General features: G+C 71.7%; 21 protein-coding genes. 10 read left to right on the top strand and 11 right to left on the bottom strand.

Annotated features, from left to right (window positions below; translation table 11 throughout):
- Positions 1-27: 27 nt before the first annotated feature.
- Positions 28-708, bottom strand: coding sequence for a DNA-3-methyladenine glycosylase (locus E4T13_RS09780; RefSeq protein ID WP_137178083.1), 681 nt, complete (start codon positions 706-708; stop codon positions 28-30).
- A gap of 113 nt (positions 709-821) precedes the next feature.
- On the opposite strand from E4T13_RS09780, the gene E4T13_RS09775 reads away from it, so the two are divergent.
- Complete coding sequence (locus E4T13_RS09775; RefSeq protein WP_137178082.1) at positions 822-2,615, top strand: hypothetical protein; 1,794 nt, start codon at positions 822-824, stop codon at positions 2,613-2,615.
- Positions 2,616-2,630: 15 nt separating this feature from the next.
- Here the strand turns inward: E4T13_RS09775 and E4T13_RS09770 are convergent, their stop codons facing one another.
- From E4T13_RS09770 to E4T13_RS09750, 5 genes are all read right to left on the bottom strand, one after another.
- Positions 2,631-3,908, bottom strand: a complete 1,278-nt coding sequence (locus tag E4T13_RS09770; protein ID WP_137178081.1) for a TRAP transporter large permease — start codon at positions 3,906-3,908, stop codon at positions 2,631-2,633.
- On the bottom strand, positions 3,905-4,501 hold the full coding sequence (locus tag E4T13_RS09765) for a TRAP transporter small permease (protein WP_240791063.1): 597 nt from the start codon (positions 4,499-4,501) through the stop codon (positions 3,905-3,907). The genes E4T13_RS09770 and E4T13_RS09765 overlap by 4 nt, the downstream gene beginning before the upstream one ends.
- A gap of 67 nt (positions 4,502-4,568) precedes the next feature.
- Positions 4,569-5,558, bottom strand: a complete 990-nt coding sequence (locus E4T13_RS09760; protein WP_137178080.1) for a TRAP transporter substrate-binding protein — start codon at positions 5,556-5,558, stop codon at positions 4,569-4,571.
- Positions 5,559-5,655: 97 nt separating this feature from the next.
- Positions 5,656-6,288, bottom strand: a complete 633-nt coding sequence (locus E4T13_RS09755; protein WP_137178079.1) for a TerC family protein — start codon at positions 6,286-6,288, stop codon at positions 5,656-5,658.
- Between the two features lie 98 nt (positions 6,289-6,386).
- The gene (locus E4T13_RS09750) at positions 6,387-7,292 is read right to left on the bottom strand and encodes a LysR substrate-binding domain-containing protein (RefSeq protein ID WP_137178078.1); all 906 of its coding nucleotides are present in this window, start codon (positions 7,290-7,292) and stop codon (positions 6,387-6,389) included.
- A 100-nt stretch (positions 7,293-7,392) separates the two neighbouring features.
- Between E4T13_RS09750 and E4T13_RS09745 the strand changes: the two genes are divergently transcribed.
- Together E4T13_RS09745 and E4T13_RS09740 are read left to right on the top strand one after the other, a co-directional pair.
- Positions 7,393-8,133: a TSUP family transporter gene (locus E4T13_RS09745; protein WP_137178077.1), complete on the top strand. Its 741-nt coding sequence runs from the start codon at positions 7,393-7,395 to the stop codon at positions 8,131-8,133.
- Between the two features lie 16 nt (positions 8,134-8,149).
- Positions 8,150-8,401, top strand: coding sequence for a hypothetical protein (locus tag E4T13_RS09740; protein WP_137178076.1), 252 nt, complete (start codon positions 8,150-8,152; stop codon positions 8,399-8,401).
- Here the strand turns inward: E4T13_RS09740 and E4T13_RS09735 are convergent.
- A complete protein-coding gene (locus tag E4T13_RS09735) occupies positions 8,379-9,782 on the bottom strand; it encodes an L-lactate permease (RefSeq protein WP_137178075.1) in 1,404 nt (467 codons plus the stop codon). The two genes, E4T13_RS09740 and E4T13_RS09735, sit on opposite strands and share 23 nt — an antisense overlap.
- Before the next feature lie 47 nt (positions 9,783-9,829).
- On the opposite strand from E4T13_RS09735, the gene E4T13_RS09730 reads away from it, so the two are divergent.
- Complete coding sequence (locus tag E4T13_RS09730; protein WP_137178074.1) at positions 9,830-10,264, top strand: gamma-glutamylcyclotransferase family protein; 435 nt, start codon at positions 9,830-9,832, stop codon at positions 10,262-10,264.
- Here the strand turns inward: E4T13_RS09730 and E4T13_RS09725 are convergent.
- Both E4T13_RS09725 and E4T13_RS09720 read right to left on the bottom strand, forming a co-directional pair.
- Positions 10,201-11,178 carry a DMT family transporter gene (locus E4T13_RS09725; RefSeq protein WP_240791062.1) on the bottom strand — a complete coding sequence of 326 codons (978 nt, stop codon included), beginning with the start codon at positions 11,176-11,178 and terminating at the stop codon, positions 10,201-10,203. The two genes, E4T13_RS09730 and E4T13_RS09725, sit on opposite strands and share 64 nt — an antisense overlap.
- The gene (locus E4T13_RS09720; protein ID WP_256370441.1) at positions 11,175-12,035 is read right to left on the bottom strand and encodes a DMT family transporter; all 861 of its coding nucleotides are present in this window, start codon (positions 12,033-12,035) and stop codon (positions 11,175-11,177) included. Before E4T13_RS09720 ends, E4T13_RS09725 begins: the two co-directional genes overlap by 4 nt.
- 136 nt (positions 12,036-12,171) lie before the next feature.
- Between E4T13_RS09720 and E4T13_RS09715 the strand changes: the two genes are divergently transcribed.
- The 3 genes from E4T13_RS09715 (at position 12,172) to E4T13_RS09705 (ending at position 15,278) form a co-directional block, all read left to right on the top strand.
- Positions 12,172-13,242, top strand: coding sequence for a ketopantoate reductase family protein (locus E4T13_RS09715; RefSeq protein WP_170984904.1), 1,071 nt, complete (start codon positions 12,172-12,174; stop codon positions 13,240-13,242).
- Positions 13,239-13,991 (top strand): SDR family NAD(P)-dependent oxidoreductase, encoded by a 753-nt coding sequence (locus E4T13_RS09710; protein WP_137178072.1) that lies wholly within the window; start codon positions 13,239-13,241, stop codon positions 13,989-13,991. The genes E4T13_RS09715 and E4T13_RS09710 overlap by 4 nt, the downstream gene beginning before the upstream one ends.
- A 138-nt stretch (positions 13,992-14,129) precedes the next feature.
- Positions 14,130-15,278 carry an MFS transporter gene (locus E4T13_RS09705; RefSeq protein WP_170984903.1) on the top strand — a complete coding sequence of 383 codons (1,149 nt, stop codon included), beginning with the start codon at positions 14,130-14,132 and terminating at the stop codon, positions 15,276-15,278.
- Positions 15,279-15,288: 10 nt separating this feature from the next.
- Here E4T13_RS09705 and E4T13_RS09700 read toward each other — a convergent pair whose 3' ends face one another.
- Both E4T13_RS09700 and E4T13_RS09695 read right to left on the bottom strand, forming a co-directional pair.
- Complete coding sequence (locus E4T13_RS09700) at positions 15,289-15,873, bottom strand: hypothetical protein (protein WP_137178070.1); 585 nt, start codon at positions 15,871-15,873, stop codon at positions 15,289-15,291.
- A gap of 35 nt (positions 15,874-15,908) precedes the next feature.
- On the bottom strand, positions 15,909-18,071 hold the full coding sequence (locus E4T13_RS09695) for a malate synthase G (RefSeq protein WP_137178069.1): 2,163 nt from the start codon (positions 18,069-18,071) through the stop codon (positions 15,909-15,911).
- Between the two features lie 363 nt (positions 18,072-18,434).
- On the opposite strand from E4T13_RS09695, the gene E4T13_RS09690 reads away from it, so the two are divergent.
- The 3 genes from E4T13_RS09690 to E4T13_RS09680 all read left to right on the top strand — a co-directional run bounded on the left by E4T13_RS09690 (position 18,435) and on the right by E4T13_RS09680 (position 21,407).
- Positions 18,435-19,097, top strand: coding sequence for a GntR family transcriptional regulator (locus E4T13_RS09690; RefSeq protein WP_137178068.1), 663 nt, complete (start codon positions 18,435-18,437; stop codon positions 19,095-19,097).
- 73 nt (positions 19,098-19,170) lie between these two features.
- Entirely contained in the window at positions 19,171-20,754 is a 1,584-nt protein-coding gene (locus tag E4T13_RS09685) for a gamma-glutamyltransferase (RefSeq protein WP_137178067.1), read from the top strand.
- A complete protein-coding gene (locus E4T13_RS09680; RefSeq protein WP_137178066.1) occupies positions 20,751-21,407 on the top strand; it encodes a GPP34 family phosphoprotein in 657 nt (218 codons plus the stop codon). The genes E4T13_RS09685 and E4T13_RS09680 overlap by 4 nt, the downstream gene beginning before the upstream one ends.
- Position 21,408: the final 1 nt, after the last annotated feature.

Below are 21,408 nucleotides of genomic sequence, written 5' to 3'. Positions count from 1 at the left end.
GGGGGAAATCCCCGTCACCATTCTCTCCTACTGCGGCTTGTACGCACTCGCCTTCGCCGCATCTGCCGCGCGCCACAGATACCAGGCGGCGATGGATCGCCACGGCCCCCACGCCTCGCCGATCGCGGCCAACTCCTTCGGCTTCACCTGCGCCTCCGCGCCGGTCGCCACGCGCCAGCCCTCGCGCACGCCGAAATCGTCCACCGGCAGCACGTCGCGGCGGCCGAGCGTGAAGATCAGCAGCATCTCCACCGTCCAGCGGCCGACGCCGCGGATGGCGCAGAGCCGCTCGATCAGCGCCTCGTCGGCGATGCGCGCGGCCACCTTGCGCGTCGGCACCAGCCCGCCCGCCGCCTTCTCCGCGATGTCGCGGATCGCCGCCACCTTGCTGCCGGAAAGCCCGCAGCCGCGCATCGCCTCCACCGGCGTCTCCAGCACGGACGTGGCGGGTGGGAAGTCGTGGCCCGGATACAGTGCGATGAAGCGGCCCAGGATCGCTTCCGCCGCGCGGCCATGCACCTGCTGATGCGCGATGGCGCGCACCAGCGCCTCATAGGGCTCGCGCTTCACGGGGCGCAGCGTGCAAGGGCCGATACGGCGGATCACCGCCTTCAGCACGGGATCGCGCCGCAGGTGCCGCAGCGCCTCCGCCCCGCCCAGCACGGGTGCCGGACGCAACCGTGCCGGCGCCAGCGCCGTTACAACCATGCCGAGATTTCCCGCTTCGTTCTGATTTCGCCGCTGTTTCGGGTCATTTCGTTGGAGTTGCCTCCGCGTCCCGTCTTCCAATGGCCGCGCTGCCACCGGAGCTCCCTGCCTGAATGCGCCCGACGACCATACCGCCGAGCGTCCCCACCCCCAATGGCGACGAAGCCGCGCCTTTCCTCGGCAACTTCCACAAGACGCTGCCGCATGACGCCGACGGCGTGGTGGAGCCCGCCGCCTACGCCCTGCTGATGAAGGCCGCCGGCGACCGCCGGCCCGGACCGGCTTCCGCCAGCTTCGAGGATATCCCGCGCGGCACCGTGCCGCAGGGCGGGGTGGCCGCCGCACTGTCCAACCCGCAGGCGGGACGCGCGCGGGATTCGCTCGGCGTGGATCCCTTCGACATCGAGCTCTGGCCCGCGCCGAAATTCGCTTCCGACAGCACCGCGGCGGAGATGACGGAGCTGTTCTGGCTGGCGCTCTGCCGCGACGTGCCGCTCGATGCGCTGCATGGCGGCGAGGGCGCCGCGGGTCGCATGGCCGATGACGCCGTGGCCGAGCTCGCCGCCGCCTTCGCGCGCGCGCTGGACAGCGACCGGGCCGGGCAGGACATGGATGCCGGCCTGCATCTGCGGCCTGGCCTCGGCCTCGGGCTCGACCTGCCCTGCGACGCCGATGGCAGGCTGGCGCTGGACCGCTCCACCCTGTTCCGCGGGGGCCTTCCCGACGAGCGGCAGGGGCCGCTGGTCAGCCAGTTCCTGCTGCAGGACGTGCCCTTCGGCAGCCATACGCTGCGCCAGTTGCAACGCCCCTACGCGCCGAGGCGCGACTACCTGCAATGCATCGAGGACTGGCTGCGCGCGCAGGATCTCGGCCGCGACAGGCATGGCCGCGATGCGACGGAAGCGAACGCCTTCGACGACGATCCCTCCGCGCATGAAGCGACGCCGCGCCGCATCGGCACGATGCGCGACCTGGCCCGCCTGGTGCATCGCGGAACGCCGCAGCAGCCCTGTATCAATGCGGCGCTGCTGCTGCTGGACTGGAAGGCGCCGGCCGACCCCGGCAATCCGTATCGGCGGCGCCTTGCCCGACAGGCCCCCGGAGCCACGCTCGGGGCGCCCGATCTCCTTGCCCTGCTCGGCGAGGTCGCGCAGCGCGCGCAGAAGGTGGTGTGGCGGCAGAAATGGATGGTGCATCGCCGGCTGCGGCCGGAGGCCCATGCGGGGCTGATGACCATGCAGGCGGTCCGCGGCCGCGGCTTTGGCCTTCCGGAATGGGCGATGGCCACGCAGGCGGCGACGGCGGTCCGCGCGCTGAACCGGGAGGCCAATCATGGCACCCGGCATGCGCGGGAGGACAACCTGCTGCTGCCCATGGCCTATTCGGCCGGCGCCCCGGCGCATCCTTCCTATGGCGCGGGCAACGCCGTGGTGGCCGGTGCCTGCGTGACGGTGCTCAAGGCCTGGTTCGAGGAGGGCCAGCCGATACGCCCGATGATCGAGGCCGCGCACCACCCGGACACGCGCCAGCGCCTGCACGTGGCCAGGGCGCATCGCACCGAGGGCACCGCGGAGCCCTATGCCGGCGCCGACCTCGACGCGATGACCGTCGGCGGCGAACTCAACAAGCTCGCCAGCAACATCGCGTTCGGGCGCAGCGCGGCCGGCGTGCAGTGGCGCAGCGACGCGACGCGCAGCCTCCGCCTTGGCGAGATCGTCGCCACCGTCATCCTTGCGCGCGCAACCCGGTCCTATGCCGAGGCCAACGTGATGCTGGGCTATCGCAGCTTCGACGGGCGGGCGGTGACGATCACCCCGGACGGCATCTTCGTGCCCGGCGACCCCGCGCTGGAAGGCTACTACCGGGACCTCCTGCAGGAGCCGCTGCCGGTGCGCCACTGCGCGTAGCGGCGGCGCCCCGCCTCAGCGGAACACCAGGTGCGGCAGCGCCAGGCTGATCCAGGGCACATAGGTGATCACCATCAGGCAGGCGAAGATCACGCCGATGAAGACCGGCAGGTAGCGCATCATCCGGTCGATGCCGATGCCGGCCACCTGCGCCGCGGCGAACAGGTTCACGCCGAAGGGCGGCGTGATCATGCCCATCGCCAGGTTCACCACCATGATCGTGCCGAAATGCACGCCGTCGATGCCGAAGCGCCCCGCCGCCTCCTGCAGGACGGGCGCGAGCACGATGATGCTGGCCGAGGTCTCCACGAACATGCCGACGACGAAGAGGAACAGGTTCACGCCGAGCAGGTACCAGCCCGCGCCGTCGAAGGTCTCCACCAGCCAGGCGGCGGCCGCGTCCGGCACGCCCTGGCGGTTCAGCAGCCAGGAGAAGGTGCCGGCGCAGGCGATGATGAACAGGATCACCGCGCTGCTGACCACCGACTTGCGGAAGATCGGATAGAGGTCGCGCAGGCCGATCTCGCGATGCACCAGCAGGCCGACGAGCAGCGCATAGGCCACCGCGATCACGCTCGCCTCGGTCGGCGTGGTCACGCCGCCATAGATGCCGCCGAGCACGACCACCGGCATCAGCAGCGCCCAGCCTGCCTGGCGCAGCGCCACCAGCACCGGCAGCCTGCCCTCCGCATCCTGCTTGCCCCAGCCCTTGATGCGGCACCAGACCAGCACGGTCGTCACCAGCGCCGCGGCGATCAGGATGCCCGGCCCGAAGCCCGCGATGAACAGCTCGGGGATGCTCACCTGCGTCGTGACGCCGTAGAGGATCATCGGGATCGAGGGCGGGATCACCACGCCGAGCTCCGCCGCCGTCGCCTGCAGCGCCGCGGCGAAGGGCGCGGGGTAGCCGGCGCGCACCAGCGCCGGGATCATGATGGAGCCGATGGCGAAGGTGGTCGCCACGCTGCTGCCGCTGATGGCCGCGAAGATCATGCAGGTGACGACGCAGGTCGCCGGCAGCCCGCCCTGGATGCCGCCGACGATGGATTTCGCGAAATCCACCAGGCGGCGGGAGATGCCGCCCACCTCCATCAGGTTGCCCGCCAGGATGAAGAAGGGGATCGCCGCCAGCGGAAACTTGTCGAGCGCCACGAAAAGCTGCTGCGCCGCGACGATCAGCGGGAAGTTCGTGTAGCCGTGGATGCCGACCACCGCCGCGATACCGATCGCGACCGCCACGGGCACGGAAGCGGCGAACAGCACCAGCATGACCGTCAGCATCGCGCCGCTCATGTGGCGGACTCCAGCTCGGTGTCGCGGCGGTCGAGGAAATGCGCGACGGCGCCGACCATCGCGAAGACCGCGCCGATGGGAATGGCCGCATAGCCCCAGGACATCGAGACCTCGAGGCCGGCCATCTCCTGGAACGTGACGCGCTGCGCCATGGTCCAGCCGAACCAGAACATCACGCCCATCAGCGAGAGCGAGCAGGCCAGCGCCGCCGCTTCCAGCGCGCGCCGCAGCGCGCCGCGGCTGATCCGGTGCGCCACGTCGATGGACACCAGCGCGCCGCCGCGCAGCGCCAGCGCCACGCCCAGATAGGCCATCCAGATCAGCGCGGTGCGTACCAGCGCCTCCGACCAGATCGCCGGCGTCTCCGTCGCGAAGCGGGAATAGACCTGCCAGAGCCCCGCGGCGACCGCGACCGCCAGCGCCAGGCAGGCGGCGATGCCGGCGATGCCCGTCGTGACGCGATCCAGCGCCAGCACTGCGTCGCGCAATCGCCGCCGCATGCCGCCGCCCGTGCCGAGCCAAGCCGCGAGCGCCACGACCAGCAGCGTGGCCGCGCCGATCGCCTGCAGCGGCAAGGTGTTCATCGCGTTCATGGCGCGGGGTGGTCCGCGGCGGAATCAGCCTTCCCCGGCATGCCGGGGAAGGCCGGGTATCCTTGCCTTACTGCCCCGGCTGCCAGTTACGGATGCGCCCGAGCAGCGCGCTGTCGAGCCCGCTTTCGATCTGCGAGGCGCCCGGCCGGAGCGCCTGCTGGAACGCGGCGTTGTCGACATTGGTCACGACCGTCATGCCGCGGCGGCGCAGCTCGTCCACGCCCGAGGCCTCGTCGGCCGAGACGCGGTCGCGATTCGCCTTCTGCGCAGCCTTCGCGGCTTCCATGAATGCGGTGCGGTCGGCCGCGGACAGGCGGGAGATGACGCCGGGATTGCAGATGAGAAGGGCCGGCGAATAGACATGGCCGGTCAGCGTCAGGTAGCGCTGCACCTGGTTCAGGTTGTTCGCCACGATGACCGGGATCGGGTTCTCCTGCCCGTCCACCGTGCCCTGCTGCAGCGCCGGCACCAGCTCGCTGAAGGCCATCGGCGTCGGCAGCGCGCCCAGCGTGGTGAAGGCGCGCATATGCACCTGGTTCTCCATGGTGCGCACCTTCAGGCCGCGCACATCGGCGGGCGTGTTCACCTCGCGCCGGGAGTTGGTCAGGTGGCGGAAGCCGTTCTCCAGCCAGACCACGCCGACCAGGCCGCGCGCGTTGAACTTCGCCAGCAGCTCCTGGCCGATCTGGCTGTCCAGCACGCCGCGGGCATGGGCGTAGTCGCGGAACAGGAAGGGCACGTCCACGTTGCGGACGTCCGGCACGAAGTTGCCGACAGGCCCGGTGGAGGTGATGTTGCAGTCCAGCGTGCCGATCTGCACGCTCTCGATCGCCTCGCGCTCATTGTCGTTGCGCTGGATGGTGACGCGGTAGCGGCCGTTGGTGGCGCGCTCCAGGCTTTCCTTGAAGGCAGTCGCGCCGGCGCCGTAGTGGCTGTTCAGCGGCAGCGGGTGCTGGATGGTGATCTGCGTCTGCGCCAGCGCCGGGGTGGCGAAGGGCGCACCAGCGAAGGGCGCGGCGAGCAGGGCGGCCAGCGCCAGGCGGCGGGTCAGGTTCATCGAGCGTCTCCCCATTGCGCGCGCTCCGGCGCGCGCCCTGGGGCGCCGTATAGGAGAGGCGGCGCGACCCCTCAATCCCGCGCGGCGCCGCGGCCCTTCAGTGCGCCGTGCCGTGGTGGGGCAGGGGCAGGCCGAGATGCAGCGCGTCGTTCGCCGCGGCAACGCCTTCCCACAGCAGTTCCACGCCGATCCAGGCGATCAGCGCCAGCCCGACATAGGCGATGACCTTGTAGCGGTCGAGCAGCCGCGCCAGCGCGCCGCCCAGCAGGCCCATCAGCACGATGGAGACCATCAGGCCGGTGACCAGCATGGTCAGGTTGTTGCGTGCCACCGCGGCCACTGCCAGGACGTTGTCCAGACTCATGGAGACGTCGGCGACGATGATCTGCCAGAGCGCCGCCATCAGCGTCTTCTCGCGCCCGTCATGCTCGCCTTCGGCATCCTCGCCGCCGTGCCGCAACTCCCGCCAGAAGCTCCAGGCGATGTAGAGCAGCGCCAGGCCGCCGACGATGTCCACCCACCAGAGGCTCAGCAGGAAGGTCGCGAAGATCGAGAAGACGATGCGCAGCACCGCCGCGGCGACGATGCCGAACAGCACGGCGCGGGAGCGCAGATGCGGTGGCAGGCCGGCCGCCGCGAGGCCGATCACCACGGCATTGTCGCCGGAGAGGATGACGTTCAGCCAGAGGATCTCGAGGAACTGCGGCCATTGGCCGATCAGGGCGTCCATGCGTCGGTCTCTCTTCCACGGGCGGACCGAGCCCGGTCGCGCAACTGACGCAACAACGCTAGCGGGAGATCAGGCGCGCCGAAACTTTCCGAAGGCTGTCAATCCTGCAATGCGCGCGCCGCGGAAGGCCGTGCCGCTTCCTCCAGCAGCCAGTCGCGGAAGGCGCGGAAGGCGGGCGAGGCCTCCCGGCCTGGACGATGCACCAGGTACCAGCCGCCGCCCTTGGGCAGCGTCGTCGCGAAGGGTGCGACCAGCCGGCCCGAGGCGAGGTCGTCATCCACATAGGGGCGGATCCCCATGGCGATGCCGAGCCCATCGGCCGCGGCCTGCAGCGCCTGGCCATAGAACTCGAAGACCGACCCTTGCGCCGCCATGCCCGGGACGCCCGCCGCTTCCAGCCAGCGCGGCCAGTCCTGCGGCGCATGCGATACCCTCAGAAGCATCCCCGGCGGAAGGCTTGCCGGCGCGGCGAGCCGTGCCGCCAGAGCCGGCGTGCAGACCGGCAGCAGGTCCGCGGCGAAGAGGTGATGCGCGACGAGCCCCGGCCAGTCGCCGCCGCCGAGCCGGATGCCGCCGCTCCAGCTTTCCGAGAAGGGCGCGGCGGCGCCGCCGGTGGTGATCCGAACCTCCACGCCTGGAGCTTGGCGCTGGAAGGCGGCCAGGCGCGGGATCAGCCAGCGTATGGCGAAGGTGGGACCGACGCCGATGGTCAGCGGCTGCGGTCCGGCCTGCTCCGCCACCTGCTCCGTCAGCCGCGCGAGCGCGGCCAGGATCGGCACCAGCCCGTCGCGGTAGCGCTCGCCGGCCTCGGTCAGCGCCAGGCGGTTGGCATGGCGGGCGAAGAGCGGAACGCCCATGCGTTCCTCAAGCAGCTTCACCAGGCGGCTGACCGCGGCGGGGGTGACATGCAGCTCCGCCGCGGCGCCCACGAAGCTGCCGGCGCGCGCCGCCGCCTCGAAGGCGCGGATGCCGTTCAGGAAGGGTTGCCGCGACGCCGGCAGCATCTGGAACGCAGCATCAGGAAAACTGAGCCTCAGCCTGAGAAAACGCAGTTTGTGCAAGGCTTACCGCGGGCGCAAGCAGAAGCGGAAGGAGGTTGCCGCCATGACCCTGCCGTTGCTCTCGCTGATCTGGGCGCTGACCATCGCGACGACGATGCTCTCCGGCGTCTTCGGCATGGCCGGCGGCTTGCTGCTGATCGGCGTGCTGCTGGTGCTGCTGCCGCTGCCGGCGGCAATGGCGCTGCATGCCGTGACGCAGATCGCCTCCAACGCCTGGCGCGCTGCCTTCGGCCTGCAGCATGTCCGCTGGCGCGTCGCCGCCGTCTTCGGCCTGGGCTGCCTCGCGGCCACCGCCTTCTGGTCGCTGCTGCGCTTCGTGCCCGCCAAGCCGGTGGCGCTGATCGCGCTCGGCCTCAGTCCTTTCCTTCTGATGGCGCTGCCGCCGCGTCTGCAGCCCGATGCGGATCGACCGGCGCACGGCTTCGGCTTCGGCATCGCCAGCATGTCCTTGATGCTGCTGACCGGCGTCTCCGGGCCGCTGCTCGACCGCTTCTTCCTGGGCGGGCGGTTGGACCGGCGTGCCATCGTCGCGACCAAGGCGGTCTGCCAGGTGCAGGGCCATGCGCTGAAGCTGCTGTATTTCGGCGCGTTGATCGCCGCCCCCGGCACGCTGGATCCGCTGGCTGCCGGCGGTGCCGTGATCGCCGCGCTGGTCGGCACGGTGCTGGCCCAGCCCCTGCTCGCCGCGCTGACCGACGAGGCCTATCGCCGCTGGGCCGGACGCATCGTGACCGCCATCGCCGCGTTCTACCTGGCGCAGGGCGGCTGGCTGCTGTTCGAATGAGCCTGAGGAGGACGCCATGAACGACGCGCTGGAACCGCTGATCCTGGACCTCGTGCAGAGCGTCGCCGACGCCCCGCGCCCCTATGCCGAGGTGATCGAGGCCTGGCGCACCTCCTGCCCGCGGCTGACGGTCTGGGAGGAGGCGACGGAACGCGGCCTGGTGGTGTTCCGCTGGCAGCCCGACGGCCGCCTGCTGATCGCTGCAAGCGAGGCCGGCCGCGCTGCTCTGGCTGGCGCCGGGCGGCTCATCCCAGCCACCACACCGTAAGCCAGCCGATCGCGACGACCATTGCCATCGAGGGCAGCAGCAGCCGCCAGATCGCCGCCGGCCGCGTGCCGTCGGCCAGCAAGCCGCAGATCATCGCGGTGACCGCGAAGGACATGCCCGCGCCGGCGGAGCCCGCGAAATTGTGCAGCGAGGGCGCCAGCAGCGCAGGCAGACCCGCCGCCTGGCCCAGCGCCGCCTGCACCGGCATCAGCGCCGCATTCGATCCCACATTGCTGCCCGTCACCATGCCGGAGGCGAGCCCGAGCACCGGCACCGCATAGGGCGCGAGGGGGCCGAGGCCCTGCGCCGCAGCCTCCGCCAGCGAGGCCGCAACGCCTGATCCCGCCAGCCAGCGCGCCAGAATCACGTACAGCAGCATGGCCAGCGCTGGCCGCCGCGCGCGCAGCAGCGCCGCCTTCGCCCGCGCCCCGCCATCCGGCAGCGCCAGCAGCAGGGCGCCGGCGACGAGCCACAGGATCAACGCCACATGCGTCAGCGGCACGGCGGGCAGGTCGCCGAAGGGTGTCCAGGCCGGCGCGCCCGACCAGGCGCGGCCCGCGAGCAGCGCGACGGTCAGCCCGGCATAGGGTGCGAGGGTACGCAACGCCGCGCGCCAGCCCTCTGCGTCGCGCGGCGGATCGAGCCGCCAGAGCACCGCCAGCAGCGGCAGGCCGGTGGCGACGATGCCCGCGGCCTCGAAGGGGAACAGCGCGTGGCAGGCCAGCAGCAGCGCGGACACCGCGCAGAGCACCAGCATCTGCGCAAGCCGATCGGCCGGCGTCACCGCGATTCCTGCGGACGCGCAGAGCCGCCACAGCACCGGCCCGAGCAGCGGATACCAGAGCGCGTTTGGCCACGCCGTCAGCGCCGCCACCGCCTGCGCCGGCAGCCCGACCAGCGCCGCGCCGAGCGCGGTGCCCGGCCCGAGCCCGCCCCAGGGCACCAGGCTGAGCGACAGCAGCGCCATCGCGCCGGCCGGTGCGCCGCCGAGGCCCATGCCGCGCAGCGTGGACAGCGCGAAGACCGCGCCGACGGCGAAGCCCGTGACGCTTTCCAGGAAGGCGCCGGCCAGCAGCGTCGCCGCCAGGATGCGCCAGGGCGTCGCCTCACGCCGCACGCCGGAGGCCGGCGCGCGCTGCACCGCCGCGTGGAACAGCAGCCCGCCCGCGACCACGCCGATCGGGCTGGCCGCCAGGAAGGCGCCGCGCAGCGTCTGCTCGGCGAAGAAGGCAGCGGGCGCGACGCTGTCCGGCAGCGCCAGCAGCACCGCCGGCAGCGCCGCGACCAGCGCGGCCAGCACCGCCGGCACCGGTCCTGCCTTGCCGGAGACCAGCAGCACCACGAGCAGAACGAGCGGCAGCGCCTCCAGCGCGAGGATCATCGCCCGATCCTTGCCTGCACCGCGCGGCGGCGCGAGCCTGCGGCGCGATGGAGCCGACGCTTCCCTACGCCGCCTACGGCAGCAATCTCGATCATGCGCGCATGCGCCACGCCACGCGCTGCCCGGGTGCCGCGCCGCTCGGCGCGGTGCTGCTGCCGGGCTGGCGGCTGGTGGTGAACCGCTACGCCTCCATCGCGCGCGACGAGGCTGCCGCCGTGCCGTTGGGCTTGTGGCGCATCCTGCCGCGGCATTTGCGCGCGCTGGACCGGGCGGAGGGCACCGCACTCGGCATCTATCGCCGAATCCGCATCCGCCTGCCGCAGCCCGTGGCCGGCTTCACGGAGGCCTGGACCTATCTGGAGCAGGTGCACCGACCGGGCCCGCCCGATGCCTGGTATGTCGCGCATCTCCGCCAGGGCTATCGCGATTTCGGGCTGGATGCGTCGGCGCTGGAGGACGCGCTTTCGGCCGGGCCGCGCTGAGGCGGGATGGCGGGTGCCGCGACCAGCGGCGCCGCCTTGCGCTGCGCCACCTTCGCCTCGCGCTGCGTGATGTAGAGCGCGCTGCCGACGATCAGCACGGCGCCGATGCCGAGCCACACATCCGGGATCTCGTTGAACAGCACCACGCCGAAGGCGGCGGCGAAGACCAGCCGCACATAGCCGACCGGCGCGACGACGCTGGCATCCGCCAGCCGCAGCGCGTTGATCCAGAGGATCATCGCTGCCGGCCCGCAGGTCGCGGTGAGAAACAGCAGAAAAAGATTCCACCAGCCGGGCCAGGCGAGGCCGGGCAGCGCGACCGGCAGCGCCAGCGCGGTGGTCACCAGGCCGATATAGAACATGATGGTGATGGTGCGCTCGCTGCGCGCCAGCATCTTCGTGGTGAGCACGATGCCCGCGCCGAGGAAGGCCGAGCAGATCGCGGCCAGTACTGGCCAGCCCACCTCCAGCGTGCCGGGCCGCACGATGGCGACGACGCCGGCGAAGCCGACCAGCGTTGCCGTCCAGCGCCGCCAGCGCACCACCTCGCCTAGCACGGGGCCAGCGAGCGCCGTGACGAACAGCACCGAGGTGAAGGAGAGCACGGTCGCCGTCGCCAGCGGCAGCATCGCGAAGGACACGAAATACATGTACCAGGAGATGCCGGAGAGCGCGCCGCGCAGCAGGTTCAGCTTCAGCTGCCCTGTGCGCATCACGCCGATTGGATCGCGCGCGAAGGCCGGCATCGCCCAGGCGAGCTGCCCCACCGCGCGCGCCAGCACGATGGTCGCCAGCGGCACGCCCTCGATCGCCTTCACCACGACCGTCTCGAGGTTGAACAGGAAGGCGGAGGCGACGGCGAGCAGCGCCGCGCGCGCGAGCGGTGTCATCGCCGCGAGCGGCGGGGTCGTCATCGCCGACGCGCCTCCATCACCGTCACCAGCAGCGCGCCGGCGAGGATCGCGGCGGTGCCGACCCAGCTCCATGCATCCGGCGCCTCGCCCCAGACCAGCCAGCCCGCCAGCGCCAGCACGGGCAGGCGCAGGTATTGCAACGGCGCGATGGCGGAGGCCTCGCCGATGCGCAGCGCCTCCGTCGTCAGCCAGATCAGCGAGGGCGTGACCAGCGCGATCGCCGCCAGCACCGCCGCATCCGCCAGCGCCATCGGCTTCCAGGTCAGGATCGCCACCGGCAGCGCGCCGAGGAAGGTGGTCAGCCCGACCCAGGCCATGATGGTCGCGGTCATGTCGGTATGCGTCAGGCTGCGCGAGGTGAGCGTGATTCCGCACCAGGCGACCGCGCTGGCGATGGCGACCACGGCGCCCAGCGGATCGGCGCCGCCACCGGGCCGCAGCATCAGGACGATGCCGGCGAAGCCGATCACCGCCGCGGCCCAGCGCCAGGCGCCGACGCGCTCGCCCAGCACCGGCCCGGCCAGCACGGCGGTGATCATCACCGCGGTGAAGCTCAGCGCCGTGGCTGTCGCCAAGTCCAGCATCGTCAGCGAGAGGTAGTAGAGCCCCCAGCAAGTCAGCGACGAGGCGCCGCGTGCCAGGTGCATCGGCAGGCGCTGCGTGCGGAAGACGCGCGGTCCCATCGCCAGCATGATCGGCAGCACCCAGAGAAGCTGCCCCGCCGTGCGCGCGAAGAGCTGCACGCCCACCGGCACGCCGCGCGCCGACAGGTAGCGCAGGACCACCGCCTCCAGCGCGAAGATCGCGGCCGCAGCGGCCATCAGGGCCGCGCCGCGCAGTGTGTCCGACGACCTCATCTGGCGCGAGGCGCCCGCATTGACCTTCCGCCTATCCCGGCTAGCGTGGAGGCATCTGACGGGTCGCCAGCCGCGGGCACAAGCGCGGCGGGCGCATGCGCGGGTTGCGCGGACAAGGCGGGCGGGGGATCGGCGCATGGCGAAGGAAGCCGAGAAGGCGCATGCGCGGGAGGCCGTGGATCGCGGCCCGATCCTCGTCTGGGGTGCCGGCGCGATCGGCGGGGTCGTGGGCGCGCACCTCGTCCGCGCGCGCCACGCCGTGGTGTTCGTGGACATCGCCGCGGACCACGTCGCCGCCATCGCCGATCCCGCGCGGGGTCTGGCCATCGAAGGCCCGGTGGCATCCTTCGGCGTGACGGCGCCCGCCTTCACGCCGGACACGGTGCAGGGCGTGTTCCGCCGCATCTTCCTCTGCGTGAAGACGCACGACACGGAAGCCGCCTGCCGCCAGCTGCTGCCGCATCTCGCCCCCGACGGCTACGTGCTGTCGTTGCAGAACGGCCTGTGCGAGCGCGTGATTGCCGAGGTCTGCGGCGCCGGGCGCACCATGGGCGCCTTCGTCAATTTCGGCGCCGACTGGCTCGGGCCGGGCCGCATCCTCTACGGCAACCGCGGCGCGGTGGTAGTGGGCGAGCTGGACGGCGCGCGCACGCCACGCGTCGAGGCGCTGCACGCGCTGCTGCGCGAGACCTTCGAGCCGGATGCGGTGCTGACCGACAACATCTGGGGCTATCTCTGGGGCAAGCTGGCCTATTCCTCGCTGCTCTACATGCAGGGGCTGGCGGAGAAGGGCATCGCCGACACCCTCGCGCGGCCCGAGCTGCTGCCGCTGATCCGCGCGCTCTGCGGCGAGGTGATGGCGGTGGCGCGCGCCGAGGGCGTGCGCCCGCTCGGCTTCAACGGCTTCGATCCCGCGGCCTTCATGCCCGGCGCGGGCGAGGCCGCCGCGCGCGAATCCGTCGCCGCGCTGGAGCGGTTCAACCGCCCCAACGCCAAGACCCATTCCGGCATCTGGCGCGACCTGTGGGTGCGCCATCGCGCGACCCCCGCCGATGCGCAGATCGGCGTGGTGATCCCCATCGGGAAGACGCACGGCATCGCCTGCCCGACGCTCGAACGGCTGATCGCGATGATCAAGCAATGCGAGCGCGGCGAGCGGCCGATGTCCGACCAGAATCTCACGGAACTGGCGAGGGGCCTGACATGAACATCCGCTTCGACGGCGTCACCGTCGCCGTCACCGGCGCCGGCCACGGCTTCGGTCGCGCCATCGCGCAGAGCTTCGACAAGCTCGGCGCGCGCGTCTTCGCCTGCGATCTCTCGGAGGCCGAGCTGGCGGAGACGAAGCAGGGCACCGGCATCACCACCGCTGCCTTCGACCTCACCGCCAAGGGCGCCGCGGCCAAATGGATCAAGTCCATCGAGGAGGCGACCGGCGGCCCCGTCGGCGTGCTCGTCTGCAATGCTGGCGGCGTGCGCGGCCAGGTGATGCGCCCCGTGGAGGAAGTGCCGGAGGAGGACTGGCACGCGATCTTCGACATCAACGCCCATGCCGCCTTCAACCTGGCGCGCGCCGTGGTGCCGGGGATGAAGAAGGCCGGTGGCGGGCGCATCGTGACCATCAGCTCAGGCGCCGGCATCAAGCCGAGCAAGACCGGCATCCAGGCCTATTGCGCCGCCAAGCACGCGCTGGTCGGGCTGACGAAGCAGCTCTCGCGCGAGCTCGGCCCCTTCGGCATCACCGTGAACAGCGTTGCGCCGGGCTTCGTGCTGTCCAACCCCGCGACCATCGTGCAGTTCGAAAGCTATGGCGAGGCCGGCAAGAAGGCGCTGGTCGAGGGCATCGCGATGCGCCGCCTCGGCACGCCGCAGGACATCGCCAACGGCGTGCTGTTCTTCGCGAGCGAGCAGGCCAACTGGGTCAGCGGCCAGATCCTGTCGGTGGATGGCGGTTGATCGGCCGCTAAGTTCCATGAAGCTTTGGCGGCCTACGCGGCAGGCCGAGGCCGCGAACGCGGCCCGCCGCCAGTGCGGCGAGCCAAGCGGCCGGAGGCCGTGCCCGGCGCCTGAGGGCGCAATATGAAAGGCGCGCCGATGCCGTGGGCGCTGATCGTCGCGGCGGCGCTCACCTTCTTCGCGCTCTCCTCCAGCGGCAGCAGCCGCGCGCCGTTCCTGCTGGACATGGCGGTGGACCTCGCGGTGAGCCTCTCGCTCACCGCCAACATCATGGCGCTGAACGCGATCTCCTGGGGCCTCGCCTCGCTGGTCGCGGGCGCCTGGTCGGACCGCATCGGCCGCAGGCCCTTCCTGATCGGCGGTCCCATCGCACTGGCCATCTGCATGGCCGCCGTCGCGCTCTCCGAAAGCTTCTGGGCGGTGGCCTTCTGGGCGACGGCATCCGGCGCCGCGGCCGGCAGCATCTCCGCCACGCTCGTCACGGAGGTCTCCTCCCGCGTCGAGAACCAGCAGCGCGGCCGCGCGCTGGGTTGGACTCTGTCCGGGCAATCCATGGCGCTGCTGCTCGGCGTGCCCGGCGCGGCCTGGATCGGGGCGCTGATCGGATGGCGCGGCGTCAGCCTGGTGGTCGGCGGCATGGCGCTGCTGGCCGCGCTGGGGATGGTGCTGACCACGCGCCGGCCGGCCGCGCAGCGCGGCGGCAGCGCGAAGCGGCGCACCGACTATCGCGCCGCGCTCTCGCCGCGCGTGCTGCGGCTGCTGACCATGGGCGTGGCGGAGCGCAGCTGCTACGCGCTCGCCGTCACCTTCTTCCCGACCTTCCTGCAGATGTCGTACGACATCTCGCTGGCGGGCGTCGCGCTGCCGCTCGCGCTGTTTGCTCTGGGCAACATCCTCGGCACGCTGCTCGGCGGGCAACTCGCGGACCGGCTGCCGAACCGGCTGCTGACCTTCGCTGGCGCGCTGGCCTGCGCCGGCCTGGTCTCGCTGCCGCTGTTCCTGTGGCAGGGCGGCGTGGTGATGACGGCGGCACTCGGCTTCGCCTTCATCATGGCGACCTCGGTCTCCCGCCCCTGCCTGATGGCGGTGCTGAGCAATGTGCCGGACGAGATCCGCGGCACCGTGCTGGGGCTGAACGTGACCTCCGCGTCCATCGGCTGGCTCGCCGCCGCGGCGGTGGGCGGGCTGGTCATCGCGCTCTGGGGCTTCGAGGGCTTCGCGCCGATGTCGGCGGGGCTGGCGCTGCTGGGGACGGTGCTGGCGATCGGCGGGCGGAAGCAGGCGTAGCCGCCGGGTGCTACCGCCCCTCCAGCTTCGTCAGCAGCCGTTCGACATTGCGCCGCGCGCGCTTCTCCAGCGGCAGGTAGAAGCGGTCGGTCAGGAAGATGCGCTCGCGCCACAGCAGCATCTGCAACGCCGCGACGCGGCCCAGGCGGTAGTTGTCCTCGCGCAGATGCGCGAACTCCTCGCGGTAGCCCGCCTCATAGGCGTCGAACTCGGCGGCGTCGGTGCCCAGCACCGCATTGTCCATGTCGAGTAGCAGCGCCGCGTCGCCGCGCAGCGAGACGTCCCGGGTCTCCGGCACCTTCTGCGCTTCAAGCGCCAGGATCAGCCGCTCGGCGCGCGCCAGCGTCCAATCCGCCACGCCCTTGCCCAGCATCTCGCGCATCAGCGCGGCGCTGCGCTTCGCGCAATCGGCTTCGCGGCGGTCGAACACCGCCTTGTGGAACAGCACCGCCAGGATGAAGGCGCTGCGGTCCGCGATGGCGGCAGCCACGTCCTCGGCCTGCGCCAGCAGCTCGGCCACGCGCGGCCAGCGATGGAAGGCGCGATGCGGCTCCGCATAGCGCCGATGCAGCTCCGCGAGGATGGCGGGGTCCACGGCGCGCTGTCAGGCGCGCGCCGCGCCGCGCCGGCTCACGCCGCCTTCGCTTCCCGCCGCCGGCGGGTCAGCACGAATTCGGTGTAGCCGTTCGGCTGCGCCGCACCCTCGAAGACCAGGTCGCAGGCCGCCTTGAAGGCGACGCCGTCGAAGCCCGGCGCCATCGGCACATAGGCCGGGTCGCCGGCATTCTGCCGGTCCACGACCGCCGCCATGCGCTGCATCGTCTCCATCACCTGCTCCTTCGAGCAGATGCCGTGGCGCAGCCAGTTGGCGATGTGCTGGGAGGAGATGCGCAGCGTCGCGCGATCCTCCATCAGCCCGACATCGTTGATGTCCGGCACCTTGGAGCAGCCGACACCCTGGTCCACCCAGCGCACGACATAGCCCAGGATGCCCTGCGCGTTGTTGTCGAGCTCCGCCTGCACATCGGCCGGCGCCCAGTTCGTCTCGCGCGCCAGCGGCACGGTCAGGATGTCGTCGAGCTTCGCGCGGCGCCCGCCGCCGGCAAGCTCCGCCTGCCGCGCTGCCACATCCACCTCGTGGTAGTGCAGCGCATGCAGCGTCGCGGCGGTGGGGGAGGGGACCCAGGCGGTGTTTGCGCCGGCCTTGGGGTGGCCGACCTTCTGTTCCAGCATCGCGGCCATCATGTCGGGCATCGCCCACATGCCCTTGCCGATCTGCGCCCGCCCGCGCAGGCCGCAGGCCAGGCCGACATCGACGTTCCAGTCCTCGTACGCCTTGATCCAGGGCAGGCCCTTCATGTCGTTCTTGCGCACCATGGCGCCGGCTTCCATCGAGGTGTGCATCTCGTCGCCGGTGCGGTCGAGGAAGCCGGTATTGATGAACACCACGCGGTCCTTCGCGGCCTTGATGCAGGCCTTGAGGTTGACCGTTGTGCGCCGCTCCTCGTCCATGATGCCCATCTTCAAGGTCGCACGCTTCAGACCCAGCGCATCCTCCACCTTCGCGAACAGCGCGTCGGCGGCGGCCACCTCCTCCGGCCCGTGCATCTTGGGCTTCACGATGTAGACGCTGCCGGCGCGGGAGTTCAGGCGCTTGCCGCGGATGTCGTGCAGCGCGATCGCCACCGTCACCATGGCGTCCAGCACCGTCTCCGGCACCTCCGCTCCGTCGAGGGTGACGATGTCCGTCATCATGTGATGGCCGACATTGCGCACCAGCATCACGGACCGGCCATGCAGCGTCACGGCGCCGCCGGAGGGCGTCTTCCAGATGCGGTCGGGATTGAGCCGGCGCGTGATGGTCCTGCCGCCCTTCTCGAGCTCGGCCGTCAGGTCGCCCTTCATCAGGCCGAGCCAGTTGCGATAGACCAGCACCTTGTCGGCGGCGTCCACCGCCGCGACGGAATCCTCGCAATCCTGGATGGTGGTCAGCGCGGATTCCAGCACGACGTCCGAGATGCCGGCGGGATCGTCCTTGCCGATCGCGCTGGTGCGGTCGACATGCAGCTCGATGTGCAGGCCGTGGTTGACCAGCAGGATCGCGGTCGGCGCCCAGGCATCGCCCTGGTAGCCGACGCACTGGCCCGGCCGTGCCAGGCCGACCTTGCGGCCATCCCTCAGCGTGACGGTCAGCGCGCCGCCCTCGATGGCGTAGTTCGTCGCCTCGGCATGGCTCGCGCCGCCGGCCAGCGGGGCGGCCTGGTCGAGCGCCTTCCGCGCGAAGGCGATCACCCGGGCGCCGCGCTTCGGGTTGTAGCCCTTGCCCTTCTCCGCGCCGTCATCCTCGGCGATCGCATCGGTGCCATAGAGCGCGTCGTACAGGCTGCCCCAGCGCGCATTCGCCGCGTTCAGCGCATAGCGCGCGTTGGAGACGGGCACGACAAGCTGCGGCCCGGCGATCTGCGCGATCTCGGGGTCCACATCGGTCGTGCCGATGGTGAAATCCGCCGGCTCCGGCAGCAGGTAGCCGATCTCGGTCAGGAACGCCTTGTAGGCGTCGAGGTCCACCGGGCGCGCGGGGTTGGCGCGGTGCCAGGCGTCGATCTTCGCCTGCAGCGCGTCGCGCTTTTCCAGCAGCGCCGCGTTGCGCGGCGCCCAGTCCCGCAGGATCGCTTCCAGCGAGGACCAGAACCGGGCCGGCTCCACGCCGGTGCCGGGCAGCGCCTCGTTCTCGATGAAATCGCGCAGCGCGGCGGCCACGCCGAGGCCGCCGATCCGGACCGTTCCTGCCACCTGTCGTTCACTCCGTTCCTGGCCGTCCACCCAAGGCGGGGCGGCGGCGCGGCGGGGTTTGCGGGCAATCGCCAGCAGAGGCAAGGGGGCGGAGGGGGCGGCGGGGTTTTCCGGCGTGTTCAGCGCAGCGGCCCGCGGCGCACAACTCTTGCGAGAGAAATCAGTTCTGAACACACCCGAAGTAGTGCGGCAGGGCACGCGCCGAAAAAAGGTTCAGTTTCGGCATGACTGGACTTGGTCAACAAAGAGATAGAAAGTAGACTAATCACAATATCGGGAACCCCCGTCATCGTGAGCCCCTTCTCCGTCACGCCGCGCCACGGTTTGCCAAGTGGACCTGGCCCGGCCCGCCGGCTCTCCCCGGTGCAGCCCCGCACCATGGTGGAACAGGCCGCCGAGGCCGTGGTCGCTGCCGCCGCGCGGGGTGCCTTCCTGCCGGGTGACCGCCTGGTGGAAGCCGAGATCGCCCGCGACCTCGGCATCAGCCGCGTGCCCGTGCGGGAGGCGCTGCGCCTGCTGGAAAGCCAGGGCATCGTCGTCAGCACGCCCTACAAGGGCATGCGGCTGATGCAGGTCACCAGCCAGGGCGTCGCGGAACTCTTCCGGGTGCGCAATGCGCTGGAGACGCTGGCGTTGCGGGAGATCGTCGCCGCGGGGATGCGCGCCGCCGCGCTGGAGGGCGCGCGCCGCGCCGCCGAGACGCATGAGCAGGCCGTGGCAGAGGCCGATACCGCCGCGGCCGTCGCGGCCGATGCCGCCTTCCATGGGGAGCTCTGCCGGCTTTCCGGCAACGCCGCGCTGCATGCGCTGTGGCTGGGCCTGGCGCGGCAGCTTTGCGTGGTGTGGGGGCTCGGCCTCGGCGTGCGCGATTCGCGCACCATCGTCGCGGAGCATCGCGCGCTGCTCGATTGCCTGGAAGGCGGCGATGCGGATGGCGCGCGCACGGCGCTGGAAGCGCATATCGCCTGGCATGAGGGCTTCGACTTCGAGACTGCCATCGAGGCACGCCGTCGCCAGCGGCGCTGAGGCGTCGGCGCCGCCGCCCCGCTTGCCGGCCCCGCGGCCGGGGCCGATCCTGGCCGGCGGAAAGGAACGCCGCATGCCCCTGAACTACGACCCGCCCGCCCATCTCACCCAGCATTGGCAGGTCACCAAGCCGGCCGCCCGCGGACGCCGCGGCATGGTGGTCAGCCAGTCCCGCGACGCCGCCCTTGCCGGCATCGCCATGCTGGAGGCCGGCGGCAATGCGGCCGATGCCGCTGTGGCCACCGCCTTCGCCCTCGCCGCCATGGAGCCCTGGAATTCCGGCCTGGGCGGCATCGGCTTCGCGCAGGTCGCCGCCCCCGGGCAGGCCGCCGAGACGCTCGATTTCGGCCCGGTGGCGCCGGCCGGCCTCGATCCCTCGGCCTTCCCGCTCACCGGCCGCGTGAAGAGCGACCTCTTCACCTGGCCGGAGGTGGAGGGCGACCGCAACATCCACGGCCCGCTCTCCTTCGTCATCCCGTCCTCGGTCGCGGGCTATGCGGCGCTGCACGCGAAGCATGGCAAGCTGCCCGTGGCCGATGTGCTCGCGCCCGCCATCGCGCTGGCCCGGCGCGGCCTGCCGCAGGACTGGTTCACCACGCTGAAGGTCGCGAACTCCGCCTCGGTGCTGCGGCTCTACGCTGAATCCGCCCGGATCTATCTGCCGAACGGACTGCCGCCCGTGCCGCCCTATCAGGGTGCGCCGGGCTATTTCCGCCTCGGTGCGCTGGCCGACACGCTGGAGCAGCTCGCCCGCCGCGGCTTCCGCGACTTCTACGAAGGCGAGGTCGCGCAGGCGATCGCCGCCGATTGCCGGGAGGCGGGCGCGCTGCTCACCGCGGCCGATCTCGCCGCCTGCCGGGCCCGGTTCCTGCCCGCCGTCTCGGTGCCCTGGCGCGGCCGCACCGTGCATCTCTCCAACGGCCTGACCGCCGCGCCGACCTTCCGCCGCGTCATGGCGCTGATGGAGGCAGCCGACTGGTCGGGGAAGGAACCCTCACCCGGCTGGAACCTTGCCTTCGCCCGCGCCGTGCAGGGCGCCTATGCCGAGCGCCTTTCCGGCCTCGGCGATGCCGAGCCGAAGGGCGCGGACAGCTGCACCACGCATCTGACCGTCTGCGATGCGGAGGGCATGATGGTCTCGATGACCACCACGCTGCTCTCCTCCATGGGCAGCCGCGTGGTGCTGCCGCGCTCGGGCGTGCTGATGAACAACGGGGTGATGTGGTTCGATCCGCGCCCCGGCACGCCCAATGCGATGGCGCCCGGCAAGCGGCCGCTGACCAACATGTCGCCGGTGATCGCGACCGATGCGGCGGGCGTTCCTGCGATCGCGCTTGGCGCCTCGGGCGGCCGGCGCATCCTGGCCGCCGTCTTCCAGATGCTGTCCTTCGTCGCGGGCTTCGGCATGGACCCGGCGCAGGCCGCGCACCAGCCGCGCATCGACGTCTCGGGGCCGGAGGGGGTGATGGCCGATGCGCGGCTCGCGCCCGAATCGCTCGCGGCGCTCGCCGAGGCCGCCGGCCCGTTGCAGGCGGTCGAGCACGCGGTGCTGCCGGTGAACTATGCCTGCCCGAACCTGATCGCCATCGGGCCGGACGGCATGCGCACCGGCGTCAGCGACGCGATGTCGCCCTGGTCGGCCGCGCTGGCGCAATGACCGCCGCCCCCGCCCCGACCCTCGCGGAGGAGATCGTCCTGCTGTCGCTGGACGACGAGACGGGGCGGCCGGTGGGGCGGCTCGGCATGGCGCCGGACCTCGCGCTGGCCGGCGCGCTGATCATGGATTTGGCGCTGGCCGGGCGGGTGGACACGGATCGCGACCGGCTCTGGGTGGTGGACAGCACCCCCACCTGGGACAAGGTCGCCGACCGCATCCTCGCCGCGCTCGACACCCCGGGCGCGCCCGGAGATGCGCGCGGGGCGCTGGTTCTGCTGGCGCGGGAGGTGCCGGCGGCCCGAGAGGCGCTGCTCGATCGCCTGGTCGCTTCCGGCGTGCTGCGGCGGGAGGAGGGGCGGGTGCTCTGGGTCTTCCCCGACCGGCGGCATCCGAAGGGCTCGGGGCGGGAGATGGCGGAGGATGCCCGCGCGCGCCTGCGCCGCCTGCTGCTGGCGGAGGAGATCCCGGAGCCGCGCGATGCGCTGCTGCTCGGCCTCGTCCGCGCCTCCGGCCTGTTGCCGCTGCTGTTCAGCAGCGACGAATTGCTGCGCATCCAGGACTGGCTGGAGCTGGTGACGCGAATCGAGAGCCTGAACCGTTCGCTCGGCGCCGCCGTGGCCGAGGTGCGCGCGGCGCGCAGCCGGCCGCACTGAT

This window comes from Roseomonas sp. AR75, from assembly GCF_005222815.1.
Taxonomy (GTDB): Bacteria; Pseudomonadota; Alphaproteobacteria; order Acetobacterales; family Acetobacteraceae; genus Falsiroseomonas.
This window is presented reverse-complemented; position numbering and strand designations above follow the sequence as displayed.

Bases quoted from the DNA above. Each gene is read 5' to 3' on its own strand.
- E4T13_RS09765 (WP_240791063.1), bottom strand. From the start codon at position 4,501: ATGAACGCGATGAACACCTTGCCGCTGCAGGCGATCGGCGCGGCCACG.
- E4T13_RS09720 (WP_256370441.1), bottom strand. From the start codon at position 12,035: ATGAGGTCGTCGGACACACTGCGCGGCGCGGCCCTGATGGCCGCTGCG.
- E4T13_RS09750 (WP_137178078.1), bottom strand. From the start codon at position 7,292: ATGCTGCCGGCGTCGCGGCAACCCTTCCTGAACGGCATCCGCGCCTTC.
- E4T13_RS09685 (WP_137178067.1), top strand. From the start codon at position 19,171: ATGCCCCTGAACTACGACCCGCCCGCCCATCTCACCCAGCATTGGCAG.
- E4T13_RS09760 (WP_137178080.1), bottom strand. From the start codon at position 5,558: ATGAACCTGACCCGCCGCCTGGCGCTGGCCGCCCTGCTCGCCGCGCCC.
- E4T13_RS09710 (WP_137178072.1), top strand. From the start codon at position 13,239: ATGAACATCCGCTTCGACGGCGTCACCGTCGCCGTCACCGGCGCCGGC.
- E4T13_RS09755 (WP_137178079.1), bottom strand. From the start codon at position 6,288: ATGGACGCCCTGATCGGCCAATGGCCGCAGTTCCTCGAGATCCTCTGG.
- E4T13_RS09780 (WP_137178083.1), bottom strand. From the start codon at position 708: ATGGTTGTAACGGCGCTGGCGCCGGCACGGTTGCGTCCGGCACCCGTG.
- E4T13_RS09740 (WP_137178076.1), top strand. From the start codon at position 8,150: ATGAACGACGCGCTGGAACCGCTGATCCTGGACCTCGTGCAGAGCGTC.
- E4T13_RS09775 (WP_137178082.1), top strand. From the start codon at position 822: ATGCGCCCGACGACCATACCGCCGAGCGTCCCCACCCCCAATGGCGAC.
- E4T13_RS09730 (WP_137178074.1), top strand. From the start codon at position 9,830: ATGGAGCCGACGCTTCCCTACGCCGCCTACGGCAGCAATCTCGATCAT.
- E4T13_RS09745 (WP_137178077.1), top strand. From the start codon at position 7,393: ATGACCCTGCCGTTGCTCTCGCTGATCTGGGCGCTGACCATCGCGACG.
- E4T13_RS09705 (WP_170984903.1), top strand. From the start codon at position 14,130: ATGCCGTGGGCGCTGATCGTCGCGGCGGCGCTCACCTTCTTCGCGCTC.
- E4T13_RS09735 (WP_137178075.1), bottom strand. From the start codon at position 9,782: ATGATCCTCGCGCTGGAGGCGCTGCCGCTCGTTCTGCTCGTGGTGCTG.
- E4T13_RS09715 (WP_170984904.1), top strand. From the start codon at position 12,172: ATGGCGAAGGAAGCCGAGAAGGCGCATGCGCGGGAGGCCGTGGATCGC.
- E4T13_RS09680 (WP_137178066.1), top strand. From the start codon at position 20,751: ATGACCGCCGCCCCCGCCCCGACCCTCGCGGAGGAGATCGTCCTGCTG.
- E4T13_RS09725 (WP_240791062.1), bottom strand. From the start codon at position 11,178: ATGACGACCCCGCCGCTCGCGGCGATGACACCGCTCGCGCGCGCGGCG.
- E4T13_RS09770 (WP_137178081.1), bottom strand. From the start codon at position 3,908: ATGAGCGGCGCGATGCTGACGGTCATGCTGGTGCTGTTCGCCGCTTCC.